A 19,299-nucleotide genomic window follows, 5' to 3' on the forward strand; every position below is an offset into this window, starting at 1 on the left:
AAGAACATGACGACAAAAATAGCAATTTTCGGTGTCGGTCTGATCGGCGGCTCACTGGCCCTTTGCTTCAAAGGCAAGGAGGGCCTGACCGTAGTAGGGCATGCCCACCGTCCTGAATCAGCAATCAAATATGTCAGCAGAGGTGTAGTCGACGAGGCTACCCTATCGCTTGAAGAAGCGGCGCTTGGCGCCGATTATATTTTTCTGTGTGTGCCTGTTGGCATGATAGAGGATTATCTTCAGCAGCTAAGCCGCCTGCCGCTGAAGCCGGGCTGTATTATCACCGACGTCGGCAGCACCAAGGCCAGCATAGCCGCCTGCGCAGTTTCCCTTGACCTTCCCGGTGTGCATTTCATCGGCGGCCATCCCATGGCCGGCTCGGAACGCTCGGGTGTAGAGGCAGCCTCCTCCTTGCTGTTCGAGAATGCCTATTACGTGCTGACGCCTCCGCCCGGAGTTCCGGAGGAAGCTTATCATGCACTGGAATCCTTGCTTCTACATACCAGAGCGCATATTGTCCGGCTTGACCCGGAGCGCCATGATGAGATTGTCGGAGCGATCAGCCACCTGCCGCATATTATTGCGGTGGCGCTGGTCAATCAGATTCATGCTTACCATGATTCAGACTCTTTGTACAGCACACTTGCGGCAGGCGGCTTCCGGGATATTACGCGGATTGCCTCAAGTGATCCGATCATCTGGCGCGATATCCTGCTGAATAACCGCTCGGTTATGCTGCGTCTGCTCAAAGACTGGAATGACGAGGTTTCTTCATTCATTCATTTGCTGGAGCAGGGCGATGGTGCGGGGATCGAGTCGGCCTTCCATGAGGCGAATGAATTCCGCAGCCAACTGCCTGAACGCCGCAAAGGAATGATTGTCCCGTTGTTCGACCTTCATATTGATGTTCCCGATCATCCCGGGATTATCGGACGCATCACCACAGAGCTTGGCGACCAGGGCATCAACCTTAGCAACGTGCAGATTATTGAGAGCCGGGAGGATGTACCCGGGATCATGCGCCTGTCGTTCCGCCAGGAGCATGATATGGAGCGGGCTAAGGTTGTATTGCAGCAGAATGATTATACGGTATATGTATAGCGAAGAGCCGGGGCATGATGCCCCGGCTTTTTCTTAATCTAAGAATTTATTTGCTCTGCATGATTACTAGTCCTTCTATTTTTCGCTGAAACGCACTGTGCAGCCATCAGCCTGTAAAATACCCAATTGTTCGTAAAAATGGACAAAAAAAAGACCGCTTACATAATAAGCGGTTACAGTTCACAATGAATTGGAACCGTGCAGTGTTTGGATAGGAGTGGAGAGAAACCATACTGTACTTTTATTATATGTATACGGTTACATTCTGTCAACCCCTTTATCAAACTTAAATAATACCGCTTTCAATATTCGACTTCCCGCTGAATCTAAAAGTCTATTAATGTCATCCTGTTAGAATGTATGCTATACTGGGTTAAGTATGTTTATAGATTTCTTCCAAGTATAGGGAGCCATATGCCTATCTGAACAGTAATAGAAATTTGTAAAGATGCGAATTTCTTTCTGTATTTACATACAGTATGCCTTAATTAACGGCTGGTTGAATATACATAGGAAGTATTTCATTTAATCGTGCAAATTTGTAGCAATGCCGCAACTTTTTCTTACCTGACCGGTATAAATAGATACGGACCGGACGGGATTACACGTGCAAGGGCGAGGAGGGCCGAACTCACCATGACGGATTCCCAGTTGATCCAGCTTATTAAGCAAGGAGATACAGAATTATACTCGGAATTGATGCGACGTTATCAACGCAAGATACTGGCGTTCGTGTATCACATGCTTAAGAATTCCCATATGGAGCTGATTGCAGAAGACCTCTGTTCTGAGACCTTCTACAAGGCTTTCCGGAGTCTTCATTCGTTCCGTGAAGTGGATGCTTCTTTTTCTACATGGCTGTACACTATCGCCCGTAATACGGTGCTTAGTGAGCTGCGCAAGAACCGTGCCGGAAATGTATCGCTTGAAGAGAGCGGTTATACTCCTGTGGCACCGCTTGACGTTGCCCCGGAACAGGCGGCATTACGTAAGGAACGGATGAATCTGGTCCGTGAAGCAATTAACAATCTCCCGGAGAAGCAGCGTTCTGCGCTCATTCTGCGTGAATATGATCAGATGGATTATCAGGAAATTGCAGTGATTCTGGATCAGAGTGTTAGCTCCGTGAAATCACTATTGTTCCGCGCCAGGAGCAGTGTGAAGCTTCAGCTCGAATCCTATTTCTATGAGCCTGAATTTGATGAGCAGGCTGAGAGGGTGTAAGGCCAATGAATTGCAGGGAAGCGCAGGACTCCATTCCGCTCTTGTGGGACGCTCCCCCCACGGATCCCAGACGGATTAGGCTGGAGAAACATATCGCGACTTGTTCCTATTGCAGTGCCGAATGGGCGTTGTGGCAGGAGACAAGTGAGCTTATGCAGGACTCAAGATTTGAAGTCAGTGATGAACGCGCAGAAGCGATTAACCTCAAGGTTATGGAGCGGATCTATCTGGAAAGCCCCTGGCTTATGCCCGGAGACGGTAAATCTGCGGGCAGCTCCGCTGTTTTCCGCCGCCGTCTGAGCCTATGGATCGCCTGTTTTCTGGCTGTGTTCATCTCCAGCTTTTTATATTTCACCATGTTCAAAACACCCTCGAATACTACTGCGGCCCAGAGCGGGATTGTAGAAACAGGTGTGGCAGGACTGACACTGGATTGGTCATCTTCTTATCCGGTCGAGTCAGAGGGCGGTATTATTGAACCGCTTGTAGCCAATATGGGCCCTTCCCACCCGCAATACTGGATGGTGTTGTCGACGCTTGGCGTCGGGTTGTCTATATTCCTGTTGGTACGCCTGAACCGTTACCGCAGACAATGAAAGCCCCTTTACTTAAATAGTGAAGAGGGCTTTTTCGTATCCGGATATGAGCTTTAAGTGAGGAATAGACCTGTAATTTTGTTAAAAAAGAAGACATTTGTTTTCATTCGTGTTACATTATTAAGCAAACATAAATGGAAGGGAAAGGTGATAGGCAATGCTGATCGGCTTAATACGCCATGGGCTGACGGATTGGAACGCGGAAGGTAAGATTCAGGGACAAAGTGACATTCCGCTTAACGACGAAGGCCGCAGGCAGGCTGAGATGCTGGGTGACCGGCTTCTGCAGGAGCCCTACCACTGGGACTATTGCATTACGAGCAGTCTTTCCCGCGCAGCTGAGACAGGAAGGATCGTTGCCGCTAAGCTTGGAATTCCTTTACTGGAACCGGATCATCGAATCCGCGAGCGCGCTTATGGCCAGGTAGAAGGCATGACGGCTGCAGCCCGCGAAGCTAAATGGGGCAAGGATTGGAATCAGTTAACACTGGGGCAGGAGAGCGATGCGGCGCTTCAGGTCCGCGGGCTTGCTTTTCTTGAGGATCTCTCAGCCCGTTATCCGGATCAGAATGTACTGGTCATCTCCCATGGAGGGTTTCTTGCACAGCTGTATACCGCGCTATACAAAGACAAGTATTCAGAACGGCTCGGCAACCTCTCCCTGACGATTTTGGAGAAAAATGAGCAGGAATGGAATCCGTTATTGTACAACTGTACCCGTCATATCTTGCAGAATCAGCGTTAACCCGACCCTTCGGGTTATTTTTTTTGCGTAATAAGGAATAAAAAGGGCTGTATTTCCCATAATGGTAGTAAAACGGTGAGGCGATAAAAGATGAATCTGGCGGATATGCTCACTTACGCAGACATTGGTCAGCTTACCGCCATTGCGGGACGCTATGAATGTGAGTGCAAACGGAATTCCAAACATGATTTGATTCAGAGTATTCTCATTACCTTGGGCAGCCGTGAGTTTATGGAGTCTCATATCCGGGGGTGTACCCCGGAGGAACTGCGGTTCCTGAACACTTTGCTTTTTGATGAGCGCAGCCATTTCAGTCTGGAAGATCTTCTTGCCGCCGCAAGGCAGGCATGTTTTGACACACCCTCCGGTAAAAGCGGCAGCTACCGCGATATGGTCAGCAGGTTCAAAAACGGCGGCTGGCTCTTTACCGGTGCATCGCAGCAGAGCAGGTATCTGTTTCAGGTCCCGCTGGATCTGAAGAACCGCTTCCGCGACAGGATGGGGGAGCACCTGAAGGAAGGGATTACTCCCAGTCCTGAACCGGCAATGTACCGGGGCGAGGGCGATCTGCTGGCGGGTGATCTGCTGCTCTTCCTGCGCTATGTGAAGGAGAACGAGCCTGAACTTGGCCAGGAGGGGGCGCTGTATAAACGCAATCAGCAGGGAGTGATGAATGCCTTGCAAATTGCTGAGCCCCTGCTGGGCAAAGGCGGGTGGAGATTCGGCTACGGCAGGGCCTGTGAGCATTATCCGCCGAGATTTGCCCTGCTGTATGATTATGCCCGCCACCGCCGCTGGATCTCGGAGGAGGGCTACCGACTGAAGCTCACAGCCATAGGGGAACAATTCCTGGAGGAAGGGAAATCGGAAAAGCTGATGCAGTTATTCTCCTTTTGGTTAAGACTGTATAAAGGCGCAATTCCAAACCTGCCGTCGCTAGTCTATTGGATCAGTCTTAGTGCAGGCAGATGGGTTACAGTGGCTTCGCTATCCGAAGGGCTGGGCTGGCTGATTAAGCCGTTCTATTATGATGACGCCGGCGCCATACTCGAACAGCGTATTCTGCGGATGATGCTGCATCTGGGCATGATCAGACTCGGAGAAGGTGCCGAAGGACCGGTGGTCATGATGACGCCCTGGGGAATTGAAGCGGCCGTACCGAAGCTGCTGCTCAAGTAAGGGGGAGAGAGATGCGGATTGCTTATGGGAGTTACATACCGCAGCTTGATGAATCAGTCTATGTGGCGGAAGGCGCTAAGCTCGTTGGCGATGTAAGGATGGGGAAACAATCCAGTATCTGGTTCAATGCCGTGCTTAGAGGAGATTTGGCTCCGGTGATAATCGGAGAGCGCTGCAATATCCAAGATGGTACGGTGGGTCATGTGGCTGAGGGTGTACCGCTAATTCTGGGTGACGATATATCGGTTGGCCATTCCGCGATTATCCACGGCTGTCGGATAGGCAAAGGCACATTAATCGGAATGGGAGCAATTGTATTGAACGGAGCAGAGATTGGTGAATATGCTTTAATAGGAGCCGGCTCCATTGTAACCGAAAACAAAATCATTCCGCCGTACACGCTCTCCTTAGGCACCCCGGCCAAAGTGATCCGTGAGTTGACCGAACAGGATCTGCTGAGGATGGCACGCACCAGTGAAAGCTATGTGAAGAAAGCATTGGAATACGGAAACTCTTAAACAGCGGAGGTGTATCGAATGGACAAAATGAAGGCTACTTATGAAGTGATGCTGGGGCTTGCTGCAGAAATGGTTTGGGATGAAGCGTTAAGAAAGCGTCGTACCGACATCTTGTACCGGAAGATTGACACGGCGCTGGCTGCCGGAGATGAGGCGGCTTTCCGGAATCTGACTGAAGAACTGAAAAGTTTGGCATAGGGAAATGCGCCTGGCGCATTTCTTTTTTTACAATTATGATGTTCTAAATGCTGCATGAGCGGCAAGAAGGGGGCCAACCGATGAAATTCAGTGATTTTGACCGCGAGACTTGGGAAGCGGATGGACATTTCTACGATACCTGTGTAATCCCGTATACAGGACTTCAAGGGACGGAGACACCTCCCGAGACCGTTGCAGCGCTGGAGCGTCAGCGTGATTTTCTCGAGTTAGTCGAAAAGCCTTTTCAAGGGCGTGTGGTGACTTATCCGGCGGTACAATATGCAGGAGCAGAAAGTATAGCTTTACTTAATGCCCTTTGCCAAAAAGTCAAATCCATTGGTTTCCAGTATGTCATCGTGTCATCCGCGAATGAAGTGCTTTTAACAGAAGAGGTTTATGAAAGCGATTTACTCCTTTGCCAGCCTGAAATGAAGAGGAATTCCGATACTCCGGTGAGCTCCCGTATACGGGATGAAATCCAGAGATTATGGTTAAATGGAAAATGAGTTAAATGTGACGAAAAATCAACAATTATTCTGAAATCAGCCACAAATGCCTGTCACAATTTAGACAATATTCTTGACGGGTTTTGGAGCCTAAGCTATGATTAGGGTGAACTTATATGTCATGTGATTTTTTTCATTGAAAACGAATTAATTACCAGAATTGTCTTTGAACGGACTCTGCAGGTGCCTTCTCAAATTTTGAAAAGGGGGTTACACACAGTATGAGCAGCCTTAATGAAGAACAGGAACCGCTTCCGCAAGAACAGCCCCAACGGAAGGATATATCGCGTAGACAGTTTTTGGCCTATACACTAGGCGGTGCCACCGCTTTTATGGGAGCCGGAGCCATTCTGCCGATGATTCGTTTTGCCGTAGACCCGATATTACATAAAAAAGGCGAAGGAGACTTTATCAAGGTAGCGGAAACGTCCAAGATTACCGATGTGCCCCAGGAGTTCACCTTTGAACTGCCGCAGCAGGACGGATGGTATGCCAGTACAGCAATGCTGACGGCGTGGATCCGTAAAGATGAGAGCGGAGAAATTTATGCGCTTTCACCGGTCTGCAAGCACCTTGGCTGTACGGTAGGCTGGAACAATGATAAGGCTTTTCCGGATGAATACCACTGTCCTTGCCACGGAGCGCGTTATACGAAACTGGGCAAGAATCTGGCGGTAGCCCCGAAGCCGCTTGACCAGTACACCACCAAGATTGACGGCGGCTGGGTGTATCTGGGCGACATCGTTCCAAATACTGAAGCTAAGAAGGAGGCGTGAATCCAATGTTTAAAAATGTCTATAACTGGATTGACGAACGTCTGGATATTACGCCGATCTGGAGAGATGTTGCCGACCACGAGGTTCCCGAGCATGTCAATCCGGCCCATCACTTCTCAGCCTTTGTCTATTGCTTCGGCGGACTTACCTTTTTCATAACCGTCATTCAGATTCTGTCAGGCATGTTCCTGACGATGTATTATGTACCCGATATCATAAATGCCTATGCCAGCGTGGAGTACCTTCAGACCAAAGTCGCCTTCGGCCAGATTGTCCGCGGGATGCATCACTGGGGAGCGAGTCTGGTCATTGTCATGATGTTCCTTCATACGATGCGTGTGTTCTTCACCGGCTCCTATAAAGCTCCGCGCGAGATGAACTGGGTCGTCGGGATGCTGATCTTCTTCGTTATGCTGGGGCTGGGATTAACCGGCTACCTGCTCCCTTGGGATAACAAGGCGTACTTCGCAACCAAGGTTACCCTGGAGATCGCGAACTCTGTTCCGGTTATGGGGCCGGTGCTGAAGGAACTGATGCAGGGCGGTACGATTGTTGGCGCCGAGACGCTGACCCGCTTCTTCGCCCTCCATGTATTCTTCCTCCCGGCGGTCCTGCTTATACTGCTTGTCGGACACTTCATTATGATCCGCAGACAAGGAATTTCCGGCCCATTGTAATTGAGGCTCACCAAAACTTAAGAGTATGCTTCCGAAGCGGGTTTTGTAAGAAGCGGTTCGAGAAGCAAAGACTCACAAAACTTTTAGGAGGAACGGTCATGGCGCATAAAGACGACTCCAAAGAGAAGGTGGTATTCGTAGGGGATTCCCGGGTCCGCAGGGGCAACGGGTTCATTACTCCGCCTGACTATTCGGCCTATCCGGGCAAGTCTGAAGCTTTTATACCTAACTTTCTGCTTAAGGAATGGATGGTAGGCGTAGTGGTGCTGGTGGGTATTCTGGTTCTGACGATATCGGAGCCGGCTCCGCTCGGATTTCCCGCGAATGCCACAGCGACGGTAATTCCTATCCCGGACTGGTACTTTCTGTTTCTCTATCAGTATCTCAAGCTGCCCTATGCATCGGGAGATTATATCGTGCTGGGAACGCTTGGCGTGACCGGTGTGGCGTTTGGATCTTTGCTTCTGGCCCCTTTTCTGGATACGGGCCGTGAGCGCCGGTTCTACCGCAGACCGATTGCTTCCTCACTTATGTTCCTGTCCCTGGCGGCCATTGTGTACCTGACCAATACCGCCTGGACGGAATACAAGCACGAAATGGCGGAGACGGGACAGATTCCGGAGGATGTGCAGCGTGAGGAGAAAGCGGCCGAGAACAGGGCGGCTGGCTTGCCTACCACAACTGTCGTCCAAACGAAGGACATTGCCATTGTGGACAAGGATGATCCGGCGATGGCACTCTATAAGCAAGCCAGCTGTGTATCCTGCCATGCTGTAGATATGAAGGGCACCGGAGGGCCGCCTTCCCTGCGCGGGGTCGGGGATAAGCATGATAAGGCAGCGATTCTTACTATTATTAAAGAAGGCAAAGGACAAATGCCTCCGATGTACGAGACCGCTATGGGAGCGGGGCTGTCCGAACAGGATATTGATGATCTGGCCGGCTGGCTTGCCAAACAAAAAAGCGAACAGTAAAATAAAATTAACGCAAACCTGATCGTGCATGCGGTCAGGTTTTTGCTTGAATATAAGAAAGTATATGTTTTACGGTATACTTTATCCTTATATTCCTCGCTGATACGGAGTCCGTCCTATAAAGGACAGCAGGGCCGTATCTACTTGTTTTAGCATTGAAGCTGCTACAGTCGGGAGGAAGTTGTCTATATGCCGGTTCATTGGTTTGACAGATTATTCAGGGACAGAAGGATCATCTGGCTGTTGTTCATCGTGAATCTTCTGGGTACGGTTTACGGATACATGTGGTATGGCAATCAGCTTGCGTTCACGGCTGAGAATTATCCTGTCTGGCTCTTGCCCTTTGTTCCGGACAGTCCTACGGCCAGCCTGTTCTTTACAATTGCATTATTGCTGCTGCTCTACCCGCCGAAGGGGCTTACGGGAACCTTGGTTCGTCAGCTGATCGAGGCGCTGGCCGTAGTCACATCGGTGAAATACGGCATCTGGGCGGTCAGCATGATTGTGGCCGGCGGTTATCAGGGCGATACGGTCAACTGGAAAGACTGGATGCTGATGATTTCTCATACCGGAATGGCGGTTGAAGCACTGATCTATGCCCGCTACTTCTCCTTCCGCAGAATGCTGCCCGTTGCGCTGTTATGGACTTTCGCGAATGATATGGTGGATTATTCTGAAGGCGTATTTCCGTGGCTGCCATCAGTGCTGGATGATGATGTCAGTGCCGTACAGTATTTCACCATGGGCCTTACCTTGTTCAGCACAGCTGCCGCGTGGTTATTCGGCGGCAGGACAAGGCGTCCTGCACTTCCGGGCAAACCTGCTGAGAGGCACTGACAGGCTGTTCTAACTCTTGTCCTTCCGCCATACATTAAGGTGGGAGGGATGTCTCATGCCGCGCAGGAGAAGGTTCATACTGTCAGGGATTGTGTTGTGCTGGCTGCTGGCTGGCATGAATGGAGGTAGGGTTCTGGCCGGAGCGGAAGCGGCGGCGGCTGGTGCCAATTCTGGAACTGAAGCATACATAGAGGCAACAGGATTCACCGTCAGTGATCCCGCTGCCCTCACCGGCAGAAGCGGGGCGCAGCGGCTGGAGCAGGCAGCCGAAGCCCTATATGCTTATGTGCTTGATGGCGATGTGGTCAAGGCTAGGCAGGAGAGTGAGGAAATCTCGCAGATTTTTATCTCCTCTTCCTTCGAAGGGTTGACATCGGTAGAGGGAATCCATGCGCTCTCTACAGTGATTATGGACATGAAGTCTGCAGTGGCTGCTGTAGAGGCTTCTCCCCAGCGGTGGGAAGCTGCCGCAGCCAGGCTCCGGCTCGCCGCGAACAGTCTGAATCACCCCCGACAGCCCATGTGGCTACAGTATTACAAGCTGGTCCGCGAGGATCTGAATAATATGGAGCAAGGCGCTGCCGCTAATGATCTGAAGAGCTGGAAGGCCGCTCTGGCCAGACTGCAGAGCCGGTACGATAATATCCGGCCGGCGGTGATCATCTCCCGGCCGCCGGAGGCTGTCAATACGTTTGATTCCTGGATCTCGTATGCTCAGGGGATCGCCACCTCCGCGCAGCCGGTGGAACGGGCCCGGCTGCTGGAGATCGTGTCTTACGGGCAGGATGCAGCCCGGGTCATGTTCGGCAAAGAGCGCGATGAGCCGGCTTTGTCGCTTCCGCTCGCCCCGCAGCAGTACGGGGCCTGGGGGCTGCTGGCAGGCGCGTTCATCCTTACGGTGCTGGCCTACGCCGCTTACCGCAAGTACCGGGGCCAGAACGGCGATTGGAAGGCTGTATAGCCGGGAGGGTGGCATTCGCTGAAGCTGGTGTTCTTCCCCTCAGGTGTATGAATCCTCAATACTCACAAAAGCTCCCTTCCCGCTGAGGCGGATGAAGGGAGCTTTTTGAGTACATTTGAAACTGCAACTAACGAAGTAAGTACAATGTAGCTGATGGAACCTGAATTCCTCAGGTTTGCACAGTGTAAACAAAAATGTTGTACATATTACAACTTGAATATCAATATACCAGTGTATTCGGGAAGATTGTTGTATGGAATACAAGAATTCCACTGCTAATCCGCCTGGAGAAGGCGGATTGTTGCCTTTTATACAACAATTTCGGATTATGGCCAAGATTATAAGGGGAATGTTGTACTATGTACAGGATTTCATGTTAACAGCTTCCCCTCAGCTAATCAGGTCTCCCGGAAGCCCTCACCGTGCACATCATGAACGTCGCTGATAATGACGAAGGCCTTAGGGTCAACAGACTTGACCAGCAGGCTGAGCCGGCGGATTTCCTGTCTGGAAACAACGCAGTACACCATATGTTTGGCCTGTTTGGAATAGGCTCCGATCGCCGGGATCAATGTGACGCCGCGTTCCATCTCTGCGGTAATCAGCTCGGCAATCTGCGGAGCATCATCACTGATGATGGTGAACGCTTTGGCGGCATAAGCCCCCTCTTGAATGAAATCAATGACACGTGAAGCAATGAAGACGGCGACCAGGGTGTACAATATTTTTTCACGGGGGATATAGAGCAGGGAAGCGCCAATAATGATCACATCAACTGCCAGGATAATCTGTCCCATACTCCAGCCGAACTTGCGTCCGAGAATCCGCGCTACAATATCTACCCCGCCGGTGGTGCCGCCGAAACGGAAGACGATCCCCAGTCCCAGCCCCAGTGTTACCCCGGCATATAATGAAGCAAGAATAAAATCATGCTCCGTACTGAACGTTACAATCCAGCCTGCATTAATCATTCGTTCGAACAGCCAGAGGAAAAAAGACAGGGCGCCGATACCAACGCCTGTGTAGACGATCTGATTCGCCCCCAGCACCTTCCAGCCAAGCAGGAAGAGCGGGAGATTCAGCAGCAGTGTGGTCAAAAAGATCGGTATGCTAAAGGCGTAGTTGAGCAGGATGGTAATCCCGGTGACTCCGCCTTCCATCAGCTGATTGGGTACAATGAAGTACAGAAGTCCGAAGGCGTAGATTGCAGCTCCCAGCATGATGGGGGCAATGGTTTTGCTGATGGTGCTGAATTTAATTGACGATTTCATATAATCCCTCGCGTATGCCTCTAATGGGCAGTTTATAGGTAGTTATTCTCACGGATACAGCCGCAAATCCACAAAGACTTTCAAAAAAGATTTGTCTTCAAAACGTCTTTACGATAACATAGGGGCAAACAGAAGGCAAGAACATACGGGGGGTGAAACAACAATTTATGGATAAAAGTCTTAGTGACATTCAGCGTGAGGTTGATCAGTATATCTCACAGTTTAAAGAAGGCTATTTCAGCCCGCTGTCCATGCTGGCCCGGATGTCCGAGGAAGTCGGAGAGCTGGCGCGGGAGGTAAACCATCAGTTTGGCGAGAAACCGAAAAAAGCGGATGAAGCCGATAACTCGATCGAGCTGGAGCTGGGCGACATTCTCTTCATTACCGTTTGTTTCGCCAATTCACTGGGCATAGACCTTACTGAAGCCCATAACAAGGTTATGCACAAGTTCAATACCCGCGATGCCGGGCGCTGGACACTCAAAAACACCGATTAGGCCTTTACTACATATGCTGTACCAAACGAACGGGATTTAGCCGTGAGGATGGTGAGGATATGAATCATAACGATTATGTAAAAGCGGCATACCGCTCTATTCTGCGCAGTGACTTCGCTGAGGCCATCACTCTGTTCGAAGCGGCCATTGCGGCAAGTCCGGATGATGCTGAGGTAAGGTACCGCTGCTCCATCACCTATGCCCGCAGCGGAATGCTGGAGAAGGCGCTTGAACACGCTGTAGCCGCACGCAAACTGGATGGTTCCAAACCGGAATATGATCTGCACCTTCAGCATTTGCAGGCGCTGCAGCTCGTGCAGGAAGCGAAACGGCTGCTGGAGGATGAGGCAGCGGTGCCGGTGAATCCATACCATCCGGTTACCTTGCTGAAAGAAGCGGTATCGCTGGACCCCTTATATGGGGATGCTTATGTATGGCTGGCTATTGCACACAGCCGGATGAACGAGCATCTGCAGGCGATAGCTGTACTGAAAGAAGTGATGTCGCTGCACCCGGATGATACCGGTCTGCGTCAGCTGATGAAGGATCTGCAGAAATCGCTGCAAAAATATATACAATAATATCAGAGCCAGGGAAAGCGGGGAGGAATTAATTTGAGCGACAAGATCAGGGTTATTGTCTCCGGAGCCGGAGGAAGAATGGGCAAAGAAGTTGTGAAGCTGGTGCTGCAGGATGATGAACTGGAGCTGGCAGCCGCTGTCGACCGCTCTGCGGGCGACAGCGATGCCGGCCGGATGGTTGGCCTTGAGGATAGTGGTGTTCGGGTTACTTCGGACCTGGAGGCAGCTCTTGCAGGAGCTGCTGCAGATGTGCTGGTGGACTTTACCATTCCGCAGTCAGCCTATAGCAATACTGCCCTGGCCATCAAATATGGCGTTCGTCCGGTGATCGGGACTACCGGATTTACGCCTGAACAGATCGCCGAGCTGGACAAGCAATGCCAGGATCAGGAGATCGGCGGACTCATTGCACCGAACTTCTCCATCGGAGCCATTCTTCTAATGAAATTTGCGGCCCAGGCTTCCAAATATTTCCCGCACCTGGAGATAATCGAGTATCATGGAGACCAGAAGCTGGATGCGCCATCAGGAACAGCCATTAAAACGGCAGAGATGATCTCTGAGGCACGGCAGGAGCTTCGCCAGGGACACCCGGGGGAAGAAGAGATTATTGAAGGATCGCGCGGCGGTTACTACAACGGGTTCCGGATTCATAGCGTACGTCTTCCCGGGGTTTTTGCCCAGGAGGAAGTGGTATTCGGCGGGTTTGGACAGTCGCTTAAGATCCGCCATGATTCATACGAGCGTGCCGGGTATATGCCGGGAGTCAAGATGGGAATCCAGAAGGTGATGGGGTATACCGGTTTGATTTACGGATTTGAGCATTTTATAGAATAGACGGGGGAGAGCAACATGTTAAAAATCGCATTTATCGCACATGACCGCAAAAAAGATGAGATGGTGAATTTCGTAACCGCCTATGAGCATGTTTTTGAAGGGCATCAATTATATTCCACCGGAACGACAGGACAACGGATCATGGAAGCAACCAAACTCGTCATTCACCGCTATATGTCCGGCCCGCTGGGCGGAGATCAGCAGATTGGCTCCATGGTGGCAACGGATGAGCTTGATTTGATTATTTTCCTGCGCGATCCGCTTATGGCACAGCCGCATGAACCGGATATCACGGCACTGCTCCGTCTGTGTGATGTATATGGAATCCCGGTGGCTACCAATATTGCCACAGCTGAAATTCTGGTAAAGGCAATCGACCGCGGAGATTTCGGCTGGCGCGAGCTGGTACATAAATACAAACCGGGTGTGGATGAATAATGAAACTCGACATTCTGGTATTCGGCGCTCATGCCGATGATGCGGAGATCGGCATGGCGGGAACCATCGCCAAACACACTGCTGCCGGCTTCAAAGTGGGGATGTGTGATCTGACACAGGCGGAAATGTCTTCGAACGGAACGGTGGAGCTTCGTAAACTTGAGGCTCAGCAGGCTGCAGACATGTTGGGGGCTGCGGTACGTACGAATCTGGGACTTCCTGACCGGGGGCTCTATATGACAGAGCACCATCTGGCGGCAGTAACTGCAGAAATCCGCCGCTATGCCCCTTCCATCGTGTTCGCCCCTTACTGGGAGGACAGGCACCCGGATCATATCGCGTGCAGCAAGCTGGTGGAAGAGGCCGTATTTAACGCCAAGCTGCGTAAGTATATGCCGGACATGCCTTCTATCCCTGAACCGCAATTATATTTCTATTTCATTAACGATCTGGGCCGTACCGATCTGATTGTCGATGTAACGGAACAATATCCGCTCAAAGAGCAGGCGTTATCCTGCTACCGGTCGCAATTTGGCATACTCCCTGGTGAGGATGCTGTGAAGACTCCTTTAACAGAAGGGTATATCGAGCGCGTCCGTTCGAGAGATATGCTGCTCGGACAGCGGAGGCTCATTCCTTATGCAGAAGGGTTCGCCGGCAAGGTGCCGCATACGGTGGATTACTTCGGTGCTGCCGGTAAATAAGGCGCAGATTTGAAAAAGCCCGAAAAACAACTATAATAAATTCATGTCATTACTTGAAGTAATAGATTTATGTAAAATGAAGGGGCGGAGCTATGGACCGGCTGAAGATAGGCATCACTTGTTATCCGTCTCTTGGCGGCTCGGGCGTAGTGGCGACTGAACTGGGCAAGCTTTTGGCCGAGAAGGGCCACGAGGTCCACTTTATTACACACAGCATCCCGTTCCGGCTGGGAACGTTTCAAAAAAATATATTTTATCATGAGGTAGAGGTTAACGATTATTATGTGTTCCGTTATCCGCCTTATGATCTGGCACTGGCGACCAAGATGGCCCAGGTAGCCAAGATGCAGAAGCTGGACTTGTTCCACGTCCATTATGCGGTGCCGCATGCGGTCTGTGCTTTTCTGGCCAAGCAGATCCTTGGCAACGACATTAAAGTGGTTACGACCCTGCATGGCACAGATATTACTGTACTGGGCCAGGATGAATCCCTGAAGGATCTGATCCGCCTGGGCATTAACGAGAGTGATGCGGTGACTGCCGTCTCCCAGGATCTCATCAAGGAAACACGTAAGGCGCTTGATATTACACGGGAAATTGATCTGACCTATAATTTCGTGGACAAACGGGTGTATTATCCACGCGATGTAACGGACCTGCGCGGTGACTACGCTGCTCCGGATGAAAAAATCCTGATGCATATCAGCAACTTCCGTCCGGTTAAAAGGGTAAGTGATGTGGTGGATGTATTCGCGAAGGTGAATAAACATCTGCCTTCACGTCTGCTTCTGGTGGGGGAAGGGCCTGATCTGCCGAAGATTCAGGCCAAAATCAGCGAGATGGGCCTGGAGGACAAAGTGCGGTTTCTGGGTAAGCAGGATGAAATTGCCCAGGTGATTTCACTGGCTGATCTGCTGCTGCTCCCTTCGGAGAAGGAGAGCTTCGGGCTCGTTGCCCTGGAGGCGATGGCTTGCGGCGTTCCGACCATCGGGTCCCAGACCGGCGGGATTCCAGAGCTGATTCAGCATGGCAAAACCGGATTCCTCGCGCCGGTAGGCGATACTCAGACTATGGCTGATTATGCGGTTCAGCTGCTCTCGGACGACGCGATGGCAGAGAGCTTCAGACGCGCCTGTCTGGAACGGGCCTGTCATGATTTCAGCAGAGATATGATTACGAATCAATACGAAGATATATATTACCGCGTGCTTGGACGCAAGGTACTCGGACTGGATCCTATCCGGGGGTAAGGAGTAAGGCATGGAATGGACAATGGCATCATCCGGCATGGCGGAAGCCGCCGGCACCGTCATTACCGGTCTGCTGGCGGGTGGGCATGAAGCTTATTTCGTGGGCGGCTGCCTGCGCGATGAACTGCTGGGCAGACCGGTGCATGACATGGACATTACCACCTCTGCACTGCCGGAGGAGGTTATGGCCCTGTTTCCGCGCTGTGTTCCTACCGGGCTGGCTCATGGCACGGTTACTGTGCTGCAGAATGGTTATAGCTTTGAAGTTACGACGTACCGGACGGAGAGCGGCTATGCCGATCACCGCCGTCCGGAGCACGTCTTTTTTGTGAGCGATGTGAAGGAGGACCTCCTCCGCCGCGATTTCACGATCAACGCCATGTGCTCCGGGCTTAATGGTGCGCTGATTGATCCCTTTGGCGGTGAGCGGGATCTTCAGCTCCGCCGTATCCGCTGTGTGGGCCAGGCGGAGGAACGCTTCGGCGAGGATGCGCTGCGGATGCTGCGCTGTGTGCGCTTCGCCTCCGTGCTGGATTTCGCCATCGCCAAGAATACGTGGCGCGGCCTGATGCGCCAGCGGGATAAGCTGGCGCATATTGCTGTGGAGCGGGTGCGCGCGGAGGTCGAGCGCATCGTAGAGGGCCCGCATCCGCAGCGCGGGCTGGCACTCTTGCTGCGCAGCGGCCTGCTGCCGCGCGGCAAGGCGCCGTTCCCCTGGACCGGCAGTGACCTGGCGGCAGCCGCCGCCCGTACAGCCGGTCTGGGGAACCTGCATGACGCCCGCCTGCGGTGGGCGCTCCTGCTGCATGCCCTGGGATCGTCCGCCGCTGCGGCGGATGATCTCCTGCGGGCATGGACGTTCCCGGGGGCGACGCGCAGCAGCGTCGTCGCCGTACTGCGCGTCCGCGAAGCCTGGGACGCGGCGCTGTCTTCGGTGGCGCCGGATGCTCCAGGCGCCACGGAGGGCCTGCGGCGGCGGTGGATCGCCGCCGTGCTGGCCCATGGCCAGTCAGCCGCCGAAGGGTGGCTGACGCTGCTTGCGGCGGCGGAGGATGCCGCCGCGGGGCCTGTCCCTGCGCCGGATCTGGCGCAGGGTTCAGCGGGCGCGGCTACAGCGCCGCCTGCCCTCGGTCCTGCCGCCACCGTGCCGCCTGCCCTCGGTCCTGCCACCGCCGTGCCGCCAGTCCTCAGCCCCGCCGCCGGGCAGCAGCCCGTTTACGCCACGGTCCAAGCCCGGCTCCTGCGCTCCTGGACCGCAGCTATGCCGCTCCGCAGTCTTGCGGAGCTGGCGGTGACGGGCAACGAGCTGGCAGAATTGCTGCAGAAGCGGCCCGGGCCATGGCTTGGCGTGCTGCTGAACAAGCTGCTGCTGGCTGCCGCAGCCGGCGGCATTGCAAATGACAAACAATTATTGCTGCAGGAAGCACAAAGGATGGATAAAGATGAAGAGTGATGATACGCTGCCGTCCGGCCGTATGAAGCGGGAGGACTTCGTTTCAAGCTGGCCTGGCGAAATCGTACGGATGGATTCGGTGGCGTCTACACAAGAGGAAGCCAAGAAGCTGGCCGAGAACGGTGCCCCTGAAGGCACCGCGATTATGGCCGAGGAGCAGACCGGCGGCCGGGGCAGAATGGGCCGCAAGTGGCATTCCCCGCGCGGCAAGGGAATCTGGATGAGCCTGGTGCTGCGTCCGAATCTCCCGCTGTCCCTGACCCCGCAGCTGACTCTGCTGGCAGGTGTAGCTGTCTGCACGGCGATCCGTGAGGTTACCGGTGTTCCCGCCGGCATCAAGTGGCCTAATGATCTGCTGGCCGGCGGACGCAAAATTTGCGGCATTCTGCTTGAATCCTCCCTTAGGGAAGGCGGCCTTCATTACTGTATAGCCGGAATCGGCATTGCCGTTAATCTGACCCGTGAAGATTACCCGGCTGAACTGCAGGAGGTGGGAACCTCCCTGCTGATTGAAGGGGGCGGCATTCCCGTTGACCGTACCGGGCTTGCGGAAGCGGTGCTGGCTGAGCTCGAATATCTGTATCTTCAATACATAGAGCAGGGCTTCCGGCCTATTCGGGAGCTCTGGGAATCGATGTCGGTAACGCTGGGCCGCCAGGTGTGTGTGAACACGCCGCTAGGCCGCACCGAAGCCACTGCAGTAGGTCTGGATGACAACGGAGGACTGCGGCTGCGCAATAGCGCCGGTGAGATTACCAGCGTGCTGTCAGGGGAAATCGAAATGATCTGAGCGTCAAGACATGCCGCCTTATGTCATATTTTTAGGTGTAATTGTCTGCAGATTTTGTTATAATAGCTTCAGAGGCGGCATCGCTATGGCGAGCTGTACTTAAGCAACTGAACTTTTATAGAGTTGTTTTACCGGATTTACCTTCATAACTGTATGTAACGGTTACGTTGGATTCTGCTCTGAGCCGTAAGGACCGAGACAGAAGGGACGATCGCGAGTGACTCTTTTTTGCCCTTCGGACCTTTTTAGCGGACCATGCTAAAAGGTTTTTTTGTTTGCGCGGTAACGCGTATTTTATGGAAAAGGGGAATGAGAGCTAATGGCAGAGAAACATCCGCTGAATATTATCAAAATGAAAAAAATGAAAACGGAAGGTGTGCCGCTGAGCATGCTGACCGCGTATGACTATCCCTCAGCCCTGCTCGCCGAGGAGGCAGGTGTCGACCTGATTCTGGTAGGCGACTCGCTCGGGAATGTCGTGCTTGGTTACGATACCACCCTGCCGGTTACCATAGACGATATGGTCTACCATACCCGTTCGGTGAAGCGCGGGGCGCAGAACACATTTATCATCGCGGATATGCCTTTTATGACCTATCACGGAAGTGTGGATGAGACCTTGCGCGGAGTGCGCAGGCTGATGCAGGAAGGTCAGGCCCATGCCGTTAAAATGGAAGGCGGCCTTGAAATCTGCAATGCGGTATCCGCTGTAGTTGCCGCCGGAGTGCCTGTTCTCGGACATATCGGCTTGACTCCGCAATCGGTGAATATGATCGGCGGCTACCGGATCCAGGGCAAGGATGCCAAGGATGCACAGCGGCTGATCGATGAAGCGAAGGCGCTTGAAGCTGCCGGAGCCTTCGGCATCGTGCTTGAACTGGTGACGGAAGAAGTGGCCGCAGCCATCTCCAAGGCAATCAGTATTCCGACCATCGGCATTGGTGCGGGCCGCTATTGTGACGGACAGGTGCTGGTGTTCCATGATGTGCTGCGCTATGCCTCCCCTTACCGGGAGAAACGGTTTGTCAAAACCTATGCCGATGTCGGCAGTCTGATCCGTGAAGGCATCAGCAGCTATGTGCGGGAAGTGAAAGACCGCTCCTTCCCGGCGGAGGAACATGTGTTTAACGCGGATGAAACGGTACTGGAATCCCTATACGGCGGTGCCGGCAAAGGAGCGAAATAA

23 protein-coding genes and 1 pseudogene are annotated in these 19,299 nt (G+C 52.7%); 23 read left to right on the plus strand and 1 reads right to left on the minus strand.

Annotated features, from left to right (window positions below; all coding sequences use genetic code 11):
- Nucleotides 1-6 precede the first annotated feature (6 nt).
- From NSU14_RS09385 to NSU14_RS09445, 14 genes and pseudogenes are all read left to right on the plus strand, one after another.
- On the plus strand, nt 7-1,101 hold the full coding sequence (locus NSU14_RS09385; protein ID WP_039301851.1) for a prephenate dehydrogenase: 1,095 nt from the start codon (nt 7-9) through the stop codon (nt 1,099-1,101).
- A gap of 636 nt (nt 1,102-1,737) precedes the next feature.
- Entirely contained in the window at nt 1,738-2,325 is a 588-nt protein-coding gene (locus NSU14_RS09390) for an RNA polymerase sigma factor (protein WP_039309865.1), read from the plus strand.
- Between the two features lie 5 nt (nt 2,326-2,330).
- Nucleotides 2,331-2,426: pseudogene (locus tag NSU14_RS35960) on the plus strand (anti-sigma factor family protein); the annotation flags it as partial.
- Nucleotides 2,427-2,477: 51 nt separating this feature from the next.
- On the plus strand, nt 2,478-2,921 hold the full coding sequence (locus tag NSU14_RS09395) for a hypothetical protein (protein ID WP_052416585.1): 444 nt from the start codon (nt 2,478-2,480) through the stop codon (nt 2,919-2,921).
- A gap of 157 nt (nt 2,922-3,078) precedes the next feature.
- Complete coding sequence (locus NSU14_RS09400; RefSeq protein ID WP_076243341.1) at nt 3,079-3,666, plus strand: histidine phosphatase family protein; 588 nt, start codon at nt 3,079-3,081, stop codon at nt 3,664-3,666.
- 90 nt (nt 3,667-3,756) lie between these two features.
- Nucleotides 3,757-4,845 carry a hypothetical protein gene (locus NSU14_RS09405; RefSeq protein WP_076243340.1) on the plus strand — a complete coding sequence of 363 codons (1,089 nt, stop codon included), beginning with the start codon at nt 3,757-3,759 and terminating at the stop codon, nt 4,843-4,845.
- Between the two features lie 11 nt (nt 4,846-4,856).
- Nucleotides 4,857-5,363 (plus strand): gamma carbonic anhydrase family protein, encoded by a 507-nt coding sequence (locus NSU14_RS09410; protein ID WP_171716670.1) that lies wholly within the window; start codon nt 4,857-4,859, stop codon nt 5,361-5,363.
- Between the two features lie 18 nt (nt 5,364-5,381).
- Nucleotides 5,382-5,561: an IDEAL domain-containing protein gene (locus NSU14_RS09415; RefSeq protein ID WP_039309877.1), complete on the plus strand. Its 180-nt coding sequence runs from the start codon at nt 5,382-5,384 to the stop codon at nt 5,559-5,561.
- A gap of 80 nt (nt 5,562-5,641) precedes the next feature.
- Nucleotides 5,642-6,067 carry a DUF2487 family protein gene (locus NSU14_RS09420; RefSeq protein WP_042138611.1) on the plus strand — a complete coding sequence of 142 codons (426 nt, stop codon included), beginning with the start codon at nt 5,642-5,644 and terminating at the stop codon, nt 6,065-6,067.
- Between the two features lie 221 nt (nt 6,068-6,288).
- Entirely contained in the window at nt 6,289-6,843 is a 555-nt protein-coding gene (locus NSU14_RS09425; RefSeq protein ID WP_042138610.1) for a ubiquinol-cytochrome c reductase iron-sulfur subunit, read from the plus strand.
- 5 nt (nt 6,844-6,848) lie between these two features.
- Nucleotides 6,849-7,520 carry a menaquinol-cytochrome c reductase cytochrome b subunit gene (gene qcrB / locus NSU14_RS09430; RefSeq protein WP_020427667.1) on the plus strand — a complete coding sequence of 224 codons (672 nt, stop codon included), beginning with the start codon at nt 6,849-6,851 and terminating at the stop codon, nt 7,518-7,520.
- A gap of 98 nt (nt 7,521-7,618) precedes the next feature.
- Complete coding sequence (locus NSU14_RS09435; RefSeq protein WP_042138609.1) at nt 7,619-8,494, plus strand: menaquinol-cytochrome c reductase cytochrome b/c subunit; 876 nt, start codon at nt 7,619-7,621, stop codon at nt 8,492-8,494.
- A gap of 189 nt (nt 8,495-8,683) precedes the next feature.
- The gene (locus tag NSU14_RS09440) at nt 8,684-9,331 is read left to right on the plus strand and encodes a DUF1405 domain-containing protein (RefSeq protein WP_076243338.1); all 648 of its coding nucleotides are present in this window, start codon (nt 8,684-8,686) and stop codon (nt 9,329-9,331) included.
- 55 nt (nt 9,332-9,386) lie between these two features.
- Complete coding sequence (locus NSU14_RS09445; RefSeq protein ID WP_340944369.1) at nt 9,387-10,292, plus strand: sporulation protein YpjB; 906 nt, start codon at nt 9,387-9,389, stop codon at nt 10,290-10,292.
- Nucleotides 10,293-10,690: 398 nt separating this feature from the next.
- On the opposite strand, the gene NSU14_RS09450 is transcribed toward NSU14_RS09445, so the two are convergent.
- Nucleotides 10,691-11,563: a YitT family protein gene (locus NSU14_RS09450; protein ID WP_042138607.1), complete on the minus strand. Its 873-nt coding sequence runs from the start codon at nt 11,561-11,563 to the stop codon at nt 10,691-10,693.
- Between the two features lie 167 nt (nt 11,564-11,730).
- Here NSU14_RS09450 and NSU14_RS09455 point away from each other — a divergent pair, with 167 nt between their 5' ends.
- The 9 genes from NSU14_RS09455 to panB all read left to right on the plus strand — a co-directional run bounded on the left by NSU14_RS09455 (nt 11,731) and on the right by panB (nt 19,299).
- Nucleotides 11,731-12,060, plus strand: coding sequence for a nucleotide pyrophosphohydrolase (locus tag NSU14_RS09455; protein WP_039309889.1), 330 nt, complete (start codon nt 11,731-11,733; stop codon nt 12,058-12,060).
- Nucleotides 12,061-12,119: 59 nt separating this feature from the next.
- The gene (locus NSU14_RS09460) at nt 12,120-12,641 is read left to right on the plus strand and encodes a tetratricopeptide repeat protein (RefSeq protein ID WP_042138606.1); all 522 of its coding nucleotides are present in this window, start codon (nt 12,120-12,122) and stop codon (nt 12,639-12,641) included.
- A 33-nt stretch (nt 12,642-12,674) separates the two neighbouring features.
- Nucleotides 12,675-13,478 (plus strand): 4-hydroxy-tetrahydrodipicolinate reductase, encoded by an 804-nt coding sequence (gene dapB, locus NSU14_RS09465; protein WP_340944378.1) that lies wholly within the window; start codon nt 12,675-12,677, stop codon nt 13,476-13,478.
- A gap of 15 nt (nt 13,479-13,493) precedes the next feature.
- Nucleotides 13,494-13,916 carry a methylglyoxal synthase gene (mgsA, locus tag NSU14_RS09470; RefSeq protein WP_039309895.1) on the plus strand — a complete coding sequence of 141 codons (423 nt, stop codon included), beginning with the start codon at nt 13,494-13,496 and terminating at the stop codon, nt 13,914-13,916.
- Nucleotides 13,916-14,620 carry a bacillithiol biosynthesis deacetylase BshB1 gene (gene bshB1, locus NSU14_RS09475; RefSeq protein WP_042138603.1) on the plus strand — a complete coding sequence of 235 codons (705 nt, stop codon included), beginning with the start codon at nt 13,916-13,918 and terminating at the stop codon, nt 14,618-14,620. The genes mgsA and bshB1 overlap by 1 nt, the downstream gene beginning before the upstream one ends.
- A 92-nt stretch (nt 14,621-14,712) precedes the next feature.
- The gene (bshA, locus tag NSU14_RS09480) at nt 14,713-15,870 is read left to right on the plus strand and encodes an N-acetyl-alpha-D-glucosaminyl L-malate synthase BshA (RefSeq protein WP_042138601.1); all 1,158 of its coding nucleotides are present in this window, start codon (nt 14,713-14,715) and stop codon (nt 15,868-15,870) included.
- Nucleotides 15,871-15,892: 22 nt separating this feature from the next.
- Nucleotides 15,893-17,323 (plus strand): CCA tRNA nucleotidyltransferase, encoded by a 1,431-nt coding sequence (locus NSU14_RS09485; RefSeq protein ID WP_340944383.1) that lies wholly within the window; start codon nt 15,893-15,895, stop codon nt 17,321-17,323.
- Nucleotides 17,313-18,113 carry a biotin--[acetyl-CoA-carboxylase] ligase gene (locus NSU14_RS09490; RefSeq protein ID WP_076243336.1) on the plus strand — a complete coding sequence of 267 codons (801 nt, stop codon included), beginning with the start codon at nt 17,313-17,315 and terminating at the stop codon, nt 18,111-18,113. The genes NSU14_RS09485 and NSU14_RS09490 overlap by 11 nt, the downstream gene beginning before the upstream one ends.
- Nucleotides 18,114-18,432: 319 nt before the next feature.
- The gene (panB, locus tag NSU14_RS09495) at nt 18,433-19,299 is read left to right on the plus strand and encodes a 3-methyl-2-oxobutanoate hydroxymethyltransferase (protein WP_039308791.1); all 867 of its coding nucleotides are present in this window, start codon (nt 18,433-18,435) and stop codon (nt 19,297-19,299) included.

Source organism: Paenibacillus sp. FSL R10-2771 (genome assembly GCF_038000205.1).
GTDB classification, from domain to species: Bacteria; Bacillota; Bacilli; order Paenibacillales; family Paenibacillaceae; genus Paenibacillus_AQ; species Paenibacillus_AQ phytohabitans.

Coding starts and splice junctions, on each gene's coding strand:
- NSU14_RS09385 (WP_039301851.1), top strand. CDS start 7: ATGACGACAAAAATAGCAATTTTCGGTGTCGGTCTGATCGGCGGCTCA.
- NSU14_RS09390 (WP_039309865.1), top strand. CDS start 1,738: ATGACGGATTCCCAGTTGATCCAGCTTATTAAGCAAGGAGATACAGAA.
- NSU14_RS09395 (WP_052416585.1), top strand. CDS start 2,478: ATGCAGGACTCAAGATTTGAAGTCAGTGATGAACGCGCAGAAGCGATT.
- NSU14_RS09400 (WP_076243341.1), top strand. CDS start 3,079: ATGCTGATCGGCTTAATACGCCATGGGCTGACGGATTGGAACGCGGAA.
- NSU14_RS09405 (WP_076243340.1), top strand. CDS start 3,757: ATGAATCTGGCGGATATGCTCACTTACGCAGACATTGGTCAGCTTACC.
- NSU14_RS09410 (WP_171716670.1), top strand. CDS start 4,857: ATGCGGATTGCTTATGGGAGTTACATACCGCAGCTTGATGAATCAGTC.
- NSU14_RS09415 (WP_039309877.1), top strand. CDS start 5,382: ATGGACAAAATGAAGGCTACTTATGAAGTGATGCTGGGGCTTGCTGCA.
- NSU14_RS09420 (WP_042138611.1), top strand. CDS start 5,642: ATGAAATTCAGTGATTTTGACCGCGAGACTTGGGAAGCGGATGGACAT.
- NSU14_RS09425 (WP_042138610.1), top strand. CDS start 6,289: ATGAGCAGCCTTAATGAAGAACAGGAACCGCTTCCGCAAGAACAGCCC.
- qcrB (WP_020427667.1), top strand. CDS start 6,849: ATGTTTAAAAATGTCTATAACTGGATTGACGAACGTCTGGATATTACG.
- NSU14_RS09435 (WP_042138609.1), top strand. CDS start 7,619: ATGGCGCATAAAGACGACTCCAAAGAGAAGGTGGTATTCGTAGGGGAT.
- NSU14_RS09440 (WP_076243338.1), top strand. CDS start 8,684: ATGCCGGTTCATTGGTTTGACAGATTATTCAGGGACAGAAGGATCATC.
- NSU14_RS09445 (WP_340944369.1), top strand. CDS start 9,387: ATGCCGCGCAGGAGAAGGTTCATACTGTCAGGGATTGTGTTGTGCTGG.
- NSU14_RS09450 (WP_042138607.1), bottom strand. CDS start 11,563: ATGAAATCGTCAATTAAATTCAGCACCATCAGCAAAACCATTGCCCCC.
- NSU14_RS09455 (WP_039309889.1), top strand. CDS start 11,731: ATGGATAAAAGTCTTAGTGACATTCAGCGTGAGGTTGATCAGTATATC.
- NSU14_RS09460 (WP_042138606.1), top strand. CDS start 12,120: ATGAATCATAACGATTATGTAAAAGCGGCATACCGCTCTATTCTGCGC.
- mgsA (WP_039309895.1), top strand. CDS start 13,494: ATGTTAAAAATCGCATTTATCGCACATGACCGCAAAAAAGATGAGATG.
- bshB1 (WP_042138603.1), top strand. CDS start 13,916: ATGAAACTCGACATTCTGGTATTCGGCGCTCATGCCGATGATGCGGAG.
- bshA (WP_042138601.1), top strand. CDS start 14,713: ATGGACCGGCTGAAGATAGGCATCACTTGTTATCCGTCTCTTGGCGGC.
- NSU14_RS09485 (WP_340944383.1), top strand. CDS start 15,893: ATGGCATCATCCGGCATGGCGGAAGCCGCCGGCACCGTCATTACCGGT.
- NSU14_RS09490 (WP_076243336.1), top strand. CDS start 17,313: ATGAAGAGTGATGATACGCTGCCGTCCGGCCGTATGAAGCGGGAGGAC.
- panB (WP_039308791.1), top strand. CDS start 18,433: ATGGCAGAGAAACATCCGCTGAATATTATCAAAATGAAAAAAATGAAA.